This is a genomic window from Pelorhabdus sp. sgz311002, from assembly GCF_056134285.1.
This window is the reverse complement of the sequence record NZ_JBWBCL010000003.1, coordinates 323,657-338,685: the sequence shown is the minus strand read 5'-3', so window position 1 is coordinate 338,685 and position 15,029 is coordinate 323,657. Positions and strand designations below refer to the sequence as shown.

Sequence of the window (15,029 nt, the reverse complement as noted above, 5' to 3'; positions counted from 1 at the left end):
GAGGCGGCCGAGAGGTCGCCTTTCATTCTATTTATTTTGGGAGTAAGGCGGTTTCGAATCATGGGAGAGTTTATTGAAGTCATTCATTTGAGCCATACTTACGAGGATCAGAATCAGCAAGTTTATACGGCTCTTGATGATTTGACTCTATCGATCAAAGCGGGAAGTTTTGTTGCCATCATCGGTACCAATGGTTCCGGTAAATCAACCCTTGCCAAACATTTTAACGGGCTCTTACTACCGTCAAGCGGAGCGTGTTTGATCGACGGAGTGAGTACAGCAGAACCTGAGGCGCTTTGGCCGATCCGTCAGAAGGTTGGCATGGTTTTTCAGAATCCTGATAATCAGATCGTAGCTGCCGTCGTCGAAGAAGATGTAGCTTTTGGCCCTGAGAATCTTGGCGTTCCATCGCCAGAAATCAGACAGCGAGTCGATAAGGCTCTAGCTGATGTGGCGATGACTGATTATGCCCACCATGCGCCGCATCTCTTGTCTGGCGGACAGAAGCAGCGCGTCGCTATTGCGGGAGTTCTTGCGATGGAGCCAAAATGTATCGTTTTAGATGAACCAACAGCCATGCTTGATCCACTAGGCCGCCAAGAAGTCCTCAAAACGGTGAAAGAACTGCATCAAACGAAGCAGATGACCTGTATTTATATTACGCATTTTATGGAAGAAGCCATGGAGGCAGACCGTGTCATTGTTATGAAAGACGGCAAAATTGTCATGGATGGCGAACCTCATCAGGTATTTCATCAAGTGGCGCTGTTACAGGAAATGGGGCTTGATGTACCCATAGCGGCTCAAGTAGCCGAAGGTCTGCGGCAGAAGAAACATGCGATTCCGTCGCATATCATTAAAAGTGATGAACTTGCGGAGGCCCTATGTCCATCAACTTAACTAATATTACCTATACTTATATGGCCGGAACGCCCTTTGAACAGACGGCGCTGAAAAACGTGAATTTAACGATTGAAAAAGGCGAATTTATTGGAATCATTGGCCACACTGGTTCCGGTAAATCTACGCTGATTCAACATATGAATGGTTTATTAAAGCCGACAGGCGGTACCGTTACGCTTGACGGTATTGATATTCATCAAAAAAGCAAAGAAGCTAAAGCGGCAAAACGGCGGATTGGTATGGTCTTTCAGTATTCAGAGCATCAGTTATTTGAAGAGACTATTGCGGCTGATATTGCTTTTGGTCCTCGGAGTCAGGGACTCAGTGAGGATGAAGTAGACCAGCGTGTTCGTCAGGCTATGGAATTTGTTAACCTTGATTATGATACCTTTGCCAACAGATCGCCTTTCCAACTTAGCGGTGGTCAAATGCGGCGTGTATCGATTGCCGGTATTGTGGCCTTACAGCCTGATTATCTCATTCTTGACGAACCGTCAGCCGGTCTTGACCCTGGCGCTAGGCGGGAAGTTTTTGCAGAGATTGTTAAATACCATGAAACGATGCAAAGCACCATTATTCTTGTGTCACACAATATGGATGAAGTGGCTCAAGTAGCAAAACGTCTTATTGTGATGGATCAAGGGACGATTTTGATTGATGGGCCAACGCGGGACGTCTTTATCAAACATCAGGAAGAATTGAAAGCAGTTGGGGTTGATGTACCGCCCGTTACGGCACTTATGGGAACGCTAAAAAGTAAGGGCCTTTCGGTGGATACATCGCTGCTGCTCGTGGAAGAGGCCGTAGTCAGTGTGCATGAATCTCTCAGAAGGAGGGAACGCCATGCTGACTGATATTACGTTAGGTCAATATTTCCCAGGAAATTCCTTTTTACATCGTCTCGATCCACGAACAAAACTGCTGGGAACGCTAGTCTATATCATACTAGTGTTTACAGCCGATGCACCGATTGCCTACGGACTTCTGAGTGGTTTTGCTCTTATTGTTGCTTGGATTTCTGGTGTATCCTTTACGGTTCTAGTAAAATCGGTGAAACCTTTATGGATTATTATTCTACTCACTATGGCCGTTCATTTTTTCATGACGCCAGGACGGCAGATTTTCCAATACGCTTTTCTGACGATTACAGAAGAAGGCTTGCGTCAAGGGATTTTTATGGCGCTACGATTATTACTGCTCATTATTATGTCGTCGCTATTGACATTGACCACATCGCCGCTAGTGCTTACTGACGGCATTGAGCGACTGTTGCGTCCCTTTAAAGTCGTAGGCTTGCCAGCCCATGAATTGGCCATGATGATGACGATTGCGCTGCGCTTTATACCTACATTATTGGAAGAGACTGAGCGAATTATGAAAGCGCAAATGTCGAGAGGCGCTGAATTTGACTCAGGCAATTTAATCAAACGGGCGAAAAATCTTGTACCGCTGTTAGTACCACTCTTTGTGAGTGCCTTTCGACGGGCTGATGAACTGGCGACCGCCATGGAAGCTCGTTGCTATCGCGGTGGCGATCAACGGACTCGGCTAAAAGAATTGCATTTGACAGGGCGAGATTGGCTAGGTATGGTGGCGCTGCTACTCTTTAGCGGCCTCATCTTATCCCTGAAGCTGTTATAGGCGGGGAGGGCTTTATGCGTACGTTAAAACTAACCATCGCCTATGATGGTACAGCCTATCATGGATTTCAGCGGCAGCAAAATGCTGTGGCTGTGCAACAAGTGCTGGAAAAAAAGTTAGAGCCGCTGTTTGGCCATAGCCTCGTGCTTCATGGCGCTGGCAGAACTGATGCGGGCGTTCATGCTGCCGGACAGGTTGTAAGTTTCACAACAACGGGAACGATTCCCGCAGAAAAAATTTGTCGAGCTGCTTCTTCCTTATTGCCTGCTGATATTGTGGTAATCGCTGCCGAGGAAGTAGCTGACTCGTTTCACGCCAGAAAATCGGCTGTTGCAAAAACCTATTTGTATCGCCTATATCAAGGGGAGCTTGCCAATCCTTTTTGCCGCAACTATGCCTGGCATATTCGTCACCCTCTGGCAGTTGACGAAATGCGCGAGGCCCTGCGACGGATTGAAGGGACCCATGATTTTTCTTCGTTTCGGGCGACTGGCAGTGTCATGACCGATCCAGTCCGAACCATTTATGAAGCGAAGTGCATTGTCGAGAATGGTGGTTTTTTTACCCTTTCGTTTACGGGAAATGGTTTTTTATATCATATGGTGCGTAACTTGACAGGCACGCTCGTGAATGTGGGGCTGGGACGTTATCCGGGAGCCAAGATTACCGAAATTATGGCGGCAAAAGACCGCAAAGCCGCCGGAGTTACGGCGCCAGCGCAGGGATTATGCTTATTTCGAGTATATTATGATCAAAAGCAAAGTTTTTCCGAAAATAATTTATCTTTTCTTTCTGGGCCGCTTGACATTTAAGTTACAAAACAGTAAAATAATTTTATGAGATTTTTGCCATGTCTTCCATTAGCCCCGGAATTCAGGGAATAAAAAAAATTTCACAGCAATTTGTTTGTGAGGAGGGATACAGCATGAAAACAACTTTTATGGCCAATGCAGGCAATATTACCCGCAAATGGTATGTTGTTGACGCAGAAGGTAAAACTTTGGGACGTCTTGCTGCAGAAGTAGCAAAAGTATTGCGTGGTAAACATAAACCGACCTATACTCCCCATGTTGATACCGGCGATCATGTCATTATTATAAATGCAGAAAAAGTAGTATTGACTGGTAAGAAATTAATCCAGAAAACTTATTTCCGTCATTCCGGCTATGTAGGAGGTACAACCTTCGTAACAGCAGGAAGAATGCTTCAAAACCAACCGGCTAAAGTTTTAGAACATGCCATTAAAGGCATGTTGCCGAAAAACCGTTTGGGAAGCGACATGTATCGTAAATTGTACGTATATAGTGGATCTGAGCATCCTCATGCGGCTCAGCAGCCTGAAACTTTAGAATTCAACATTCGGTAAGAACTGGAAAGGAGGAACAAAAGAATGGCACTTGTAAGCTACTACGGCACAGGCCGCAGAAAAACCTCGGTTGCCAGAGTTCGTCTGGTTCCGGGAGAAGGAAATATTCTTGTGAACGAACGTCCGCTCAATGAATATTTCGGTCTTAAAACATTAGAACTCATCGTAAAACAGCCGTTAAATATTACTGATGTAATTGGTAAATATGATGTTCTGGCAAAAGTAGAAGGCGGCGGTATTTCCGGACAAGCTGGAGCGATCCGTCATGGTATTGCCCGCGCGCTCTTGAAAGTAGACGGTGAATTCCGTCCTGCTTTGAAAAAAGCTGGTCTTTTAACTCGCGATCCTCGCGAAAAAGAACGTCGGAAGTACGGTCTCAAAAAAGCCCGCAAAGCTTCTCAGTTCTCGAAACGTTAATATTTTCGAAACGACAAACCCGCGACAGCCAAGTGCTTCGCGGGTTTTTTTTATGAATCTGTCTTTTTACGTAAGACCGCCATTGTTGCGCAGAACCGTTACGGCCTGTTCTACCATAGCTTCCGGTACAAAAGTGACAAGCGTAAATGGATGACTTCCTGCTAAGTCATTGCCACTGCGGCTGAAGCCGCTTACTGAGGGATCAGCGCCAAGGAGAACTCGGCGGGACTGGTTAGATTGGTTAGATTGATTTTCTGAAAACAACGTTAGGCCTGTAAGTGTTTCTGCTGAGGCGATGGCGCTGTCAATTGTGTAATTTTCACTTTCGCCGAAGCGGCTGTTACGTTTTATGTGCGTATCATGAAGTCCTAGCTTACTCAAAGCGGCCACTGCCTGTTCCGCTCTTTGTTTGGATGGGAAGAAGGCGATGACAGTTTGTTCTTGTTTAGTCATAGCTTTTCACTCCTTAAAGATATTGTGCCAGTTTGGTTGTTGACATCTTTCTCGTTTCGTAGAATAATAAAAAGTCTAACAACAGAAAACTGGAACCTGTTAAAGGATGTGCATTTATGCGTAGAGTTATGAAAAAAACTGTGAATATTTTCATCATTTTTTCCTGTTTATTACTTGCAGCAATTTATGTTGCTTTAACGTATTTTCAAGGCGTACCTGTCTTAAATTATCATCAGATCAATGATCGCGACCATAATGCGCTTACTGTAAGCAGCAGTGAGTTTGAGGCACAGATGGCTTATTTGGCGGATCATGGTTATCAAACTATTACACCTGATGAACTGGCTGATTATTTGCAGCTTGGTAAGCCCTTACCGCGAAAATCCATACTGATTACCATGGATGACGGCTATGAAGATAATTATCAAGTAGCTTATCCTATTTTGCAAAGATATCAGGCGAAAGCAACCATTTTTATTATTACTGATTTTGTAGGACGTTATGACCGTTATTTGACGTGGGAACAGATTGCGCAGATGAGCGCCCACGATATTGATTTTGAGAGCCATACTTTGAGCCATGTGGATTTAGCAACCGTATCGCCGACAGAAGCTCAAAAGCAGCTTACGGCTTCCAAAGCGGCCCTAGAATGGCATTTAGGCCGCCCAGTTAACTATTTAGCATATCCTGGCGGCGAATATAGTCAGCAAATTATTGATATGACGAAAGCGGCAGGCTATCGCGCGGCTTTTACGGTACACTTTGGCCGTGACCGTATTCACTCCACTTTATATACGCTTAATCGGATTCCTATTTTTGGCGGCAATAACCATACCTTTTGGCATTTTTGGCTGAGACTGAAGTTTACCGAAGTATTTACAGCTTTGGGAAATTTCAAAGCATATTTGTTGCAAGAAGGCGATCAAAGAATCGCTGGATTAATCTATATTCCTTAAACTCTATTAACAGCAAGAAAGACTGCCTAGCAATATGATTGCGGGCAGTCTTTCTTGCTGTCTTATTTTTTTTGTAAGCCGTCTGTTGGTGCCAAGGAATCTTCGTAACAGAGCGCCAGCATATCAAATAAGATTTGGATCGATTTCGTATAGTTTTTGCCAGACACTCCGATGACAAATTGACAATCTGTGCTTTTGCAAAGCGATTCGCCACTGCAGTATTTCGTGAGCAGGGCACTTTCCATATGGCTTTCTTCACTGAGACAGTAGCCGGAAAGTTCCTGAGCTACTTCCTTGCCTGTGAGGGTACAACGACCAACTCGGTTCATAGTAATCGTTTCTCGCATATACAAAACCTCCCTAGAGGCAGGATACAGGAAAAATACTGCTATTTCTACCGTGATTTAGTTAATTTTTTCTTAATATTTGGTAAAGACGCTACATTATTCATGAGAAGAATTGAGATGTAGCGGTGCAGCAAGGGCCTCTTGGGCCATAGAAGGGCCGATATAGCCGTTTTTTGCCATAACATTTAATACGACAGCCTGGCGCTGTTTCGCTGCCGTAAAGTCCACGAAAGGCGAATAGAGTGACGGCGCGTTTGGCAGACCGGCCAATAAAGAGCTTTGGGCTAACGTCAAATCCGCTGGCGGCCGATCAAAATAGATTTTGGCGGCGCTTTTGATTCCATAAGCGCCAGAACCGAAGTAAATGGTGTTAGCATACATCTCCAATATTTCTTCTTTCGAATAACGCAGTTCCATATCAATAGCAAGAATAAATTCTTCGGCTTTTCGGCCAAAGTTTTTATCTTGATTTAAAAACAAGTTTTTTATCAATTGCTGCGTAATGGTACTACCACCTTCGGTATAATTTCCTGTCTGAATATTGACTAGGGTGGCGCGCAGAATTCCTTCAATGTCGAAGCCATAGTGCCGATAAAAACGATTGTCTTCCACGGCAATCAGAGCTTGCTGAAAAGACAGGGGCATTTCTTGGATCTTTATATAATTTTTCCGATCTAATTTTGCTTCGACAGCTTGTTTTAACGCGACAATGCGATACAGGCGATGATACAGACTGCTGCCTTGTTCGATTAGACGGCGGGATGAATCGGTATTTTCCTTCGTTTCTTCTGGCGATGCGGCCGAGGCGCCTATGCCGAACAGCGAGGCTGGATGAGATAAAGCACTCGGCAAGGTCGTTTTTTGCCACTGTTTTGGAATGAGGTTTGCGCCGCCAGCCCAGAAAAAAGCACCTAAAAAAGCAAAACATACGAGGAGTACAAACCGTTTTCTTGTCATAACTGCCTCCTTTCGGCTTGTCCTCTTTCTATTTTACATGAAGCGGAAGTCTTTGACCAGACTGAGACATAGCGGCCTCCTTTGCTGCATAGGGTGATACATAGGAGGGATCGCCATGATCGTATTGTTACGGCGGAAAAAGATTTTACAGATCACCTTATGCGGTGTATTGGCATTGGCTTTGCACTTTTTAGGAGTTTATCTAGCGTCAGATGAATTAGAGCAAGTTGATTTGACTAAACTCGCAGGTCATACTGTCATTATTGATCCTGGTCATGGCGGGATTGATAGCGGCGCCAGCGGTAACGGTATTGTAGAAAAAGAAATTAATCTAATTTTAGCGCAAGAAATGGCGCAAGTTTTGGCAAATTACGGCGCTGTTGTTACCCTAACCCGGGCGGAAGATGTAGATTACTATACGAAAGGGCGCGGCGGTAAGCGCCATGATTTGAAGGTTCGGATGAATATGATGGATCAAAGCGGCGCAGAACTTTTTATCAGTATTCATTTAAATGCTACGCCCTTTAAAGAGGCCGAAGGAGCGCAGGTTTTTTATGGCGGGACTCTGCCAGAAAGCAAAGAATTAGCCGAAAATTTACAGAAAGCTCTTAAAATATTCCCGCCAGGCAACCGGCGCGAAAGTAAGCAGGATTTAGATATTTTAGTGTTGAATGGAACTCACATACCTGGTGTTTTGGTAGAATGCGGTTATGTAACGAATCAGGCGGAAGCCCATAAATTGAAAATGCAGGAATATCAACAAAAACTAGTTTGGCAGATTGCCAAAGGATTGGCGTATCATTTTACGCGAAAAGAAGCAAGATAATTTAGCTATAGAAATATTTTTTCAAGAAAACTATTGCATTATTATACATGAGTGGCGTATAATTATCAAAACGAGATAATTCAGGTACAGTGAACTTTTAGGAGGAATAAGATGTTTACCGAAAAAGAAGGAACTATTACATATCCGACTGGCTTTACAGCATCTGGCGTCAAAGCTGGTGTAAAGCAAAGCGGTAAGGAAGATATCGCCGTTATTTATAGCTCCGTTCCTGCGCAAGCAGCAGCGGTATTTACACAAAATTTGATGGCTGCAGCGCCTGTCATTGTGTCGAAGGAAACACTAGCATCAGGAACGGCCCAGGCGATTGTCGTCAATTCCGGTTGCGCCAATGCCTGTTCTGGGGAACAGGGACTGGCTGATGCGAAAGAAATGGCGCAGCTTACTGCGGAAAAACTGGGAATTGCAGCGAGCGAAGTTTTTGTCGCTTCTACTGGCGTAATTGGCGTAGCCATGCCGATGGATAAAATTAGAACAGGAATTACGGCAGCTGTCGGCTCCTTAGCCGAAAACGGCGGTGAAAATGCTGTAAAAGCAATTATGACAACAGATACTTTTGCCAAATCAATCGTCTATGACCTGACTTTGGGTGGCAAAACGGTTAAAATTGCTGGGATAGCCAAAGGCGCTGGCATGATTCATCCTAATATGGCGACTATGCTTGGCTTTATTACGACCGATGCGGCCATTGCGGCACCTGTATTGCAAGCGGCTCTAAAAGCGGCTGTCCAAGTGTCCTTCAATATGGTTTCCGTGGATGGAGATACAAGTACCAATGATATGGTCATTCTTCTGGCTAACGGACTGGCGGAAAATGGGCTGATTGATAGCATAGATCATGCTGATTTTGCGGCATTCCAAGAAGCCTTAACAAGTCTTTGCACCTATTTGGCGAAACAAATTGCCCATGACGGGGAAGGCGCTACTAAATTTTTGGAACTTACCGTGAAAGGCGCCAAAGATTTTGCTGAAGGCAAACAAGTTGCTATGGCTGTGGCTAAATCGCCGCTTGTAAAAACAGCCTTTTTTGGCGAAGATCCGAACTGGGGACGGATTCTTTGCGCGGTAGGTTACTCCGGCGTACCGCTTGATCCTACGAAAGTATCGCTAGCCATTGGTGGCGTTCCCATTGTAAAAGCCGGCCTTGGCGCTGCCTATGATGAAAAAGCCTTGCGCGATATTATGGCGGAAAGTGATATTCAAGTGGAAATTGATTTGGCACAAGGTGATACAGCCGTTACCGTTTGGAGTTGTGATTTCTCTTATGAATATGTGAAAATTAACGGTGAATATCATACCTGATACAATCAGGCTAGGTTTTCTTATTACAAGGAATCAGGCACGCCTTTGGGTGTGCCTCTTCCGTTAGAAAAGGATGGGGAACGATGAATATTGACAACGCAGCTGCGAAAGCGGCCGTACTTATTGAGGCTCTGCCTTATATGCAGCAATTTTTTGGTAAAACCATTGTCATTAAATATGGCGGCAACGCTATGATCAACCCTGAGCTAAAACACAGCGTCATGCAAGATATTATTCTCATGAAATATGTGGGCATGCGTCCTGTTGTAGTTCATGGCGGCGGCCCGGAAATTACGGCAACTTTAACTCAGCTCGGTAAAAAAAGCGAATTTGTCAGCGGTCTTCGCGTGACTGACGCCGAAACAGTGGGCATTGCCGAAATGGTACTTGTCGGCAAAATCAATACAGAAATCGTTACAATGCTGAATCAGCAGGGCGCAAAAGCAGTAGGCTTAAGCGGTAAGGACGCTAAATTGATGGTTGCCGAAAAGCATTTGGCGGAAGTCCATGAAAATGGAAAAACCAGTCTTGTTGATATTGGTTTTGTCGGTAATGTCAAAAAAGTGAATCCAGAATTATTACATACGCTGTTAGATCAGAACTTTATTCCCGTTATTGCGCCGATTGCTGTGGGCGAAGATGGCGAGACTTATAATATTAATGCCGACTATGTAGCAGGCGAAATTGCTGGCGCCTTGAGGGCCGAAAAATTGATTCTGTTAACCGATGTAGAAGGTATTTACCGCGATTTTTCCGATAAGGATTCTTTAATTTCTACCTTGACGCGTCAGGAGGCGGAATCAATGGTTCGTAATCGCTCCATCGATGGCGGCATGATTCCGAAAGTAGAAACCTGCCTCAAGGCGCTCCGACAATGCGTGCCGAAAACGCATATTTTAGATGGTCGGGAAAAACATTCTATTTTGCTAGAAGTATTTACAAAAAATGGCGTAGGCACAGAAGTTGTGCAAGATGAAAGGGGACTTGACTTATGTCAAATACCAAGCAAGAAGTAATTACGAAAGATAAACAGTATTATATGCCTGTTTTCAATCGTTATCAGATGGTTATCTCCCATGGCGAAGGCCCTTATGTCTATGACAATGAAGGCAAAAAATATATCGACTTTCTCGGCGGTATTGCCGTAAATCTTCTAGGCCATGGTCACAAAGGGCTGGTAAAGGCTATTGCGGACCAAGCAGCTAAAGTGATTCATTGTTCTAATTTATATTACACGGCCGAACAAGCGCAGCTTGTGGAAGAGATTGCGAAACGGAGCGGTTTTGATAAAGTTTTCCTGGCCAACAGCGGCGCTGAAGCCAATGAAGGCGCTTTAAAGCTGGCTAGAAAATACGGTAAAACCATCAGCTCTGACAAATATGAAATTATTAGCGCCGAACATTCTTTTCATGGTCGGACGCTGGCAACGCTTACAGTAACTGGACAGCCTCATTATCAACACGGTTATGAGCCACTGCCTCAGGGTTTTGATTACGTTCCTTACAATGATCTTGCAGCGCTCGAAGCAAAAATTAGTGAAAAAACCTGTGCCGTTTTACTTGAGACCATTCAAGGCGAAGGCGGCGTACACGTACCAGCTCCCGGTTACTTGGAAGGTGTAAGAAAACTTTGCGATAAATACGGCGCCTTACTAATCTTCGATGAAATTCAATGCGGCATGGGCCGGACCGGCGAACTTTTTGCCTATCAGTATTACAAAGTACAGCCAGATATTGCGACTTTGGCAAAAGGGCTGGGCGGAGGCGTACCTATGGGCGCCTTTATGACGACAGATAAAATCGCTGCTGCGTTTACGGCGGGCGATCATGGTACGACTTTCGGCGGAAATCCTTTAGTTTGTGCTGCTAGTTTGGCTGTATTTAAAGCCATTGATGAAGAACATATTTTAGACAACGCCAAAAAAGTAGGCGCCTATATGAAAGCACAGCTCTTAGAACTCAAGAAAGCTTATCCGAAGTTGATCAAAGAAGTACGCGGCGAGGGCTTAATGCTGGGGGCTGAACTGACGAAACCAGGTAGAGAAATTGTAGAAGCTTGCCTTAATAAAGGCGTTATTATTAATTGTACAGCTGGAAATGTATTGCGTTTTGTACCACCTTTAATTATTACGGAAAGTCATGTTGATGAAGTTATGGCCGTTTTAAAAGAAGTGCTGCAAAGTGAACCGGCTTAAAATATTGGAGGAAAGAGTATGTCTTTAGGAGGAAAGGATTTACTTTCGCTGCATGATCTGACTGTAGCAGAGATGCAGGAAATTTTTGATCTTACAGCTAAATTGAAGCAAGAACAAAAAGCAAGGATTGCCCATCCCATTTTAAAGGGCAAGACACTTGCGATGATTTTTCAAAAATCTTCAACGAGAACGAGAGTCTCTTTTGAAGTGGGCATGTATCAGCTTGGCGGTAGCGCTCTCTTTTTAAGCGCTAAGGATTTGCAGATTGGCCGCGGTGAGCCTGTAAAAGATACAGCTCGCGTTTTATCGCGCTATGTTGATGGCATCATGGTTCGTACCTATTCCCATGAACGGGTACAAGAACTGGCTGAATACGCTTCGGTGCCAGTCATCAACGCTTTAACGGATCTGATGCATCCTTGCCAGGTACTTGCAGACTTATTTACAGCTATTGAGCATAAAGGGGATTTAAAAGGGAAAAAGCTTGCTTATATTGGCGATGGCAACAATATGGTCAACTCGCTGCTGCATGGCTGCGCCAAACTGGGTATGCATATTTCCGTCGCTTCCCCAAAAGGGTATGAGGCCGATCCTGTTTGCATTGAAGAAGCCAAAAGCGATGCCGCCATCAGCGGTAGTCAAATTGTCTTTACGCAAAGCCCGGCCGAAGCGGCCAAAGATGCTGATGTGATCTACACCGATGTATGGGCAAGTATGGGACAGGAAGCCGAACAAGAAAAGCGTGTAAAAGACTTTGCTGGCTTTATTGTGGATGAAAAGCTGCTTGCTGTTGCTAAGTCTGATGTGATTGTCATGCACTGTCTCCCAGCGCATCGCGGTGAGGAAATTAGCGAGGGGGTTATGGAAGGCCCGCATTCCGTAATTTTTGATGAAGCGGAAAATCGTCTGCATGTTCAAAAAGCAGTTATGGCCTTAACCATGGGTTTTGTGTCATAATAAGAGAGAAGTCTCGATAGAGGTTATTTTAAGGAGGACGTATTTCATGAGTGATGTAAAAAAAGTAGTATTAGCGTATTCCGGCGGTCTTGACACGTCGGTTATTATTCCCTGGCTGAAAGAAAACTACAATGGCTGCGAAGTTATTGCTGTTTGCGCTGACGTAGGACAAGGCGATGAACTCGATATTGTTCATGACAAAGCCTTAAAATCAGGCGCCAGCAAGGTCTATATTGAAGATTTGAAAAAACCGTTTGTGGAAGAATATATTTGGCCGACTTTAAAAGCCGGTGCCGTATACGAAGGAAAATATCTGCTTGGAACTTCTTTCGCTCGTCCGCTTATTGCGAAAGCTTTAGTGGAAATTGCTAAAAAAGAAGGCGCTGATGCAATTGCTCATGGCGCTACCGGCAAAGGCAACGATCAGGTGCGGTTTGAACTCAGCGTGAAAGCGCTGGCGCCGGAACTGAAAATCATTGCTCCTTGGCGGCTTTGGGACATTCGTTCCCGTGAAGATGCTATCGATTATGCAGAAAAACATAATATTCCCGTACCTGTTACGAAAAAACGCCCTTATAGCATGGACCGTAATATGTGGCATTTAAGCCATGAAGGCGCTGACCTAGAAGATCCTTGGAATGCACCGCAGAACGATTTATACATGATCTGCAAATCGCCGGAAGAAGCACCGGATCAAGCGGAATATGTAGAAATTGAATTTGACAAAGGCGTTCCTGTAACCTTAAATGGTGAAAAACTTGATGCCGTTGCTTTCATTGAAAAACTCAATGAAATTGGCGCTGAACACGGCATTGGTATTACTGATATGGTCGAAAATCGTCTTGTTGGTATGAAATCCCGCGGTGTCTATGAAACTCCTGCTGGCGCTATTTTGTTCTACGCTCATCATGAATTAGAGCTTCTTACGCTGGATCGCGCTACGCTTCATTACAAACAGCAGGTTGCGAATCGTTATGCTGAACTTGTTTATGACGGCATGTGGTTCTCACCGCTCAAAGAAGCACTCGATGCTTTCGTAGAATCAACACAGCAGACTGTAACAGGCTTGATCCGTTTGAAACTCTACAAAGGCAATATTATTAGCGCTGGTTCGAAATCGCCTTACTCACTCTATCATGAAGGCTTTGTTACTTTTGGCCGTGATGAAGTGTACAACCAGCAAGATGCCGAAGGCTTCATCAACCTCTTCGGACTTCCCTTAAAAGTCAGAGCGTTAATGCAAAAGGAGAGTAAGTAAGCATGAAGCTTTGGGGCGGTCGTTTTTCTAAAAATACGGACGTCTTGGTGGAGGAGTTTACCTCCTCCATTTCTTTTGACTGCCGTATGTATAAAGAAGATATTGCTGGTAGCATTGCTCATGCGACGATGCTGGCCAAATGCAAGATTTTAACTCAGGAAGAAGCCGATACGATTATTGGCGGTTTAAAAGAAATCCTTGCTGATATTGAAGCAGGGAATTTTTCCTTTGAAGTGAGTCTCGAAGATATTCATATGAATATTGAAAAGCGTCTCACTGACCGGATTGGACCTGTCGGCGGCAAGCTGCATACGGCAAGAAGCCGTAATGATCAGGTGGCCCTTGATACGCACCTCTATTTAAGAGGCCAGATTGAAGTAATCGGCAAGCTCATTGTTGATTTGCAGAAAGCTTTAGTCGAAGTGGCGGAAAAGAATAAAGATGTTATTATGCCTGGCTACACTCACTTGCAGCGGGCGCAGCCGATTCTGTTTGCTCATCACATGCTGGCTTATTTTTATATGCTTGTTCGCGATTTTGATCGTTTGACGATGGTCCATAAGCATACTGATATGATGCCGCTTGGCGCTGGCGCTCTGGCTGGTACGACTTTCCCGATTGATCGCCACTTTGTGGCTGAGCAGCTTGGGTTTGGCGCTGTCTATGATAACAGTATGGATGCCGTAAGCGATCGGGATTATATTCTTGAATTTTTAAGTTTTGCTTCGATTTTGATGATGCACTTGAGCCGGATTAGTGAAGAAATTATTCTCTGGTCTTCGGCAGAATTCCATTTCATTGAACTAGATGATGCACACTGCACCGGCAGCAGCATTATGCCACAAAAGAAAAACCCTGATGTGGCCGAACTGGTTCGTGGTAAAACAGGTCGCGTTTTTGGTCACTTAATGGCGATGCTGACTGTATCGAAAGGTCTGCCGCTTGCTTATAACAAAGATTTGCAAGAAGATAAAGAAGGCCTCTTTGACACGATTGATACAGTGAAATTCAGCTTGACTGTCTATGCTTCGATGCTGCGGGCGATGCGCTTGCAGAGTGATACAATGACCAATGCGCTCAAAACAGATTTTTCTAATGCGACTGACATGGCCGACTATCTCGTGCGCAAAGGTCTGCCCTTCCGCCAAGCTCATGAAGTAGTTGGTAAAAGTGTGGCTTATGCCATTGCCGAAAATAAAGTGCTTGCTGATATGACGCTAAAAGAATTTCAGCAATTTTGTCCTTTATTTGAGAGCGACATTGTCGATGCCATACAAATCGAACGCTGCGTAAGTGCTCGAAATTCCTTTGGCGGTACATCGTACTCTGAAGTAGAACAATCGTTTACTAGAGCGAAACACAACCTAGCCGTAGAAGAAGGCGAACTTGACAAGTATACAAAAAACGTTCTATAATTTGGGAAGCTAAAGAATA

At 44.5% G+C, this 15,029-nt stretch carries 17 protein-coding genes; 14 read left to right on the top strand and 3 right to left on the bottom strand.

Annotation, left to right across the window (positions count from 1 at the left end; genetic code table 11):
* The first annotated feature begins 60 nt into the window (after nt 1–60).
* The 6 genes from AC0NJP_RS07400 (at nt 61) to rpsI (ending at nt 4,327) form a co-directional block, all read left to right on the top strand.
* Nucleotides 61–900 (top strand): energy-coupling factor transporter ATPase, encoded by an 840-nt coding sequence (locus AC0NJP_RS07400; RefSeq protein ID WP_474699363.1) that lies wholly within the window; start codon nt 61–63, stop codon nt 898–900.
* Nucleotides 885–1,757: an energy-coupling factor transporter ATPase gene (locus tag AC0NJP_RS07395; RefSeq protein WP_474699362.1), complete on the top strand. Its 873-nt coding sequence runs from the start codon at nt 885–887 to the stop codon at nt 1,755–1,757. Before AC0NJP_RS07400 ends, AC0NJP_RS07395 begins: the two co-directional genes overlap by 16 nt.
* Entirely contained in the window at nt 1,747–2,544 is a 798-nt protein-coding gene (locus AC0NJP_RS07390) for an energy-coupling factor transporter transmembrane component T family protein (protein ID WP_474699361.1), read from the top strand. Before AC0NJP_RS07395 ends, AC0NJP_RS07390 begins: the two co-directional genes overlap by 11 nt.
* A gap of 14 nt (nt 2,545–2,558) precedes the next feature.
* The gene (gene truA / locus AC0NJP_RS07385) at nt 2,559–3,356 is read left to right on the top strand and encodes a tRNA pseudouridine(38-40) synthase TruA (RefSeq protein ID WP_474699360.1); all 798 of its coding nucleotides are present in this window, start codon (nt 2,559–2,561) and stop codon (nt 3,354–3,356) included.
* Between the two features lie 113 nt (nt 3,357–3,469).
* A complete protein-coding gene (gene rplM, locus AC0NJP_RS07380) occupies nt 3,470–3,910 on the top strand; it encodes a 50S ribosomal protein L13 (RefSeq protein ID WP_474699359.1) in 441 nt (146 codons plus the stop codon).
* Between the two features lie 24 nt (nt 3,911–3,934).
* Complete coding sequence (rpsI, locus tag AC0NJP_RS07375; protein ID WP_474037439.1) at nt 3,935–4,327, top strand: 30S ribosomal protein S9; 393 nt, start codon at nt 3,935–3,937, stop codon at nt 4,325–4,327.
* A 66-nt stretch (nt 4,328–4,393) separates the two neighbouring features.
* Here the strand turns inward: rpsI and AC0NJP_RS07370 are convergent, their stop codons facing one another.
* Nucleotides 4,394–4,780 carry a hypothetical protein gene (locus AC0NJP_RS07370; protein WP_474699358.1) on the bottom strand — a complete coding sequence of 129 codons (387 nt, stop codon included), beginning with the start codon at nt 4,778–4,780 and terminating at the stop codon, nt 4,394–4,396.
* Nucleotides 4,781–4,896: 116 nt separating this feature from the next.
* Here AC0NJP_RS07370 and AC0NJP_RS07365 point away from each other — a divergent pair, with 116 nt between their 5' ends.
* Complete coding sequence (locus AC0NJP_RS07365) at nt 4,897–5,736, top strand: polysaccharide deacetylase family protein (RefSeq protein WP_474699357.1); 840 nt, start codon at nt 4,897–4,899, stop codon at nt 5,734–5,736.
* A 62-nt stretch (nt 5,737–5,798) separates the two neighbouring features.
* Here AC0NJP_RS07365 and AC0NJP_RS07360 read toward each other — a convergent pair whose 3' ends face one another.
* Nucleotides 5,799–6,083 carry a hypothetical protein gene (locus tag AC0NJP_RS07360; RefSeq protein WP_474037443.1) on the bottom strand — a complete coding sequence of 95 codons (285 nt, stop codon included), beginning with the start codon at nt 6,081–6,083 and terminating at the stop codon, nt 5,799–5,801.
* A 96-nt stretch (nt 6,084–6,179) separates the two neighbouring features.
* Nucleotides 6,180–7,040 (bottom strand): transglycosylase domain-containing protein, encoded by an 861-nt coding sequence (locus tag AC0NJP_RS07355; RefSeq protein WP_474699356.1) that lies wholly within the window; start codon nt 7,038–7,040, stop codon nt 6,180–6,182.
* Nucleotides 7,041–7,155: 115 nt separating this feature from the next.
* Here AC0NJP_RS07355 and AC0NJP_RS07350 point away from each other — a divergent pair, with 115 nt between their 5' ends.
* From AC0NJP_RS07350 to argH, 7 genes are all read left to right on the top strand, one after another.
* Nucleotides 7,156–7,866: an N-acetylmuramoyl-L-alanine amidase family protein gene (locus AC0NJP_RS07350; protein WP_474699355.1), complete on the top strand. Its 711-nt coding sequence runs from the start codon at nt 7,156–7,158 to the stop codon at nt 7,864–7,866.
* A 111-nt stretch (nt 7,867–7,977) separates the two neighbouring features.
* Nucleotides 7,978–9,186 carry a bifunctional glutamate N-acetyltransferase/amino-acid acetyltransferase ArgJ gene (argJ, locus tag AC0NJP_RS07345; protein WP_474699354.1) on the top strand — a complete coding sequence of 403 codons (1,209 nt, stop codon included), beginning with the start codon at nt 7,978–7,980 and terminating at the stop codon, nt 9,184–9,186.
* A gap of 83 nt (nt 9,187–9,269) precedes the next feature.
* A complete protein-coding gene (gene argB, locus AC0NJP_RS07340; RefSeq protein ID WP_474037447.1) occupies nt 9,270–10,202 on the top strand; it encodes an acetylglutamate kinase in 933 nt (310 codons plus the stop codon).
* Nucleotides 10,178–11,380 carry an acetylornithine transaminase gene (locus AC0NJP_RS07335; RefSeq protein WP_474699353.1) on the top strand — a complete coding sequence of 401 codons (1,203 nt, stop codon included), beginning with the start codon at nt 10,178–10,180 and terminating at the stop codon, nt 11,378–11,380. Before argB ends, AC0NJP_RS07335 begins: the two co-directional genes overlap by 25 nt.
* Before the next feature lie 18 nt (nt 11,381–11,398).
* On the top strand, nt 11,399–12,337 hold the full coding sequence (argF, locus tag AC0NJP_RS07330) for an ornithine carbamoyltransferase (protein ID WP_474699352.1): 939 nt from the start codon (nt 11,399–11,401) through the stop codon (nt 12,335–12,337).
* A gap of 46 nt (nt 12,338–12,383) precedes the next feature.
* Complete coding sequence (locus AC0NJP_RS07325) at nt 12,384–13,595, top strand: argininosuccinate synthase (protein ID WP_474037450.1); 1,212 nt, start codon at nt 12,384–12,386, stop codon at nt 13,593–13,595.
* Nucleotides 13,596–13,597: 2 nt separating this feature from the next.
* Nucleotides 13,598–15,010 carry an argininosuccinate lyase gene (gene argH, locus AC0NJP_RS07320; RefSeq protein ID WP_474699351.1) on the top strand — a complete coding sequence of 471 codons (1,413 nt, stop codon included), beginning with the start codon at nt 13,598–13,600 and terminating at the stop codon, nt 15,008–15,010.
* Nucleotides 15,011–15,029: the final 19 nt, after the last annotated feature.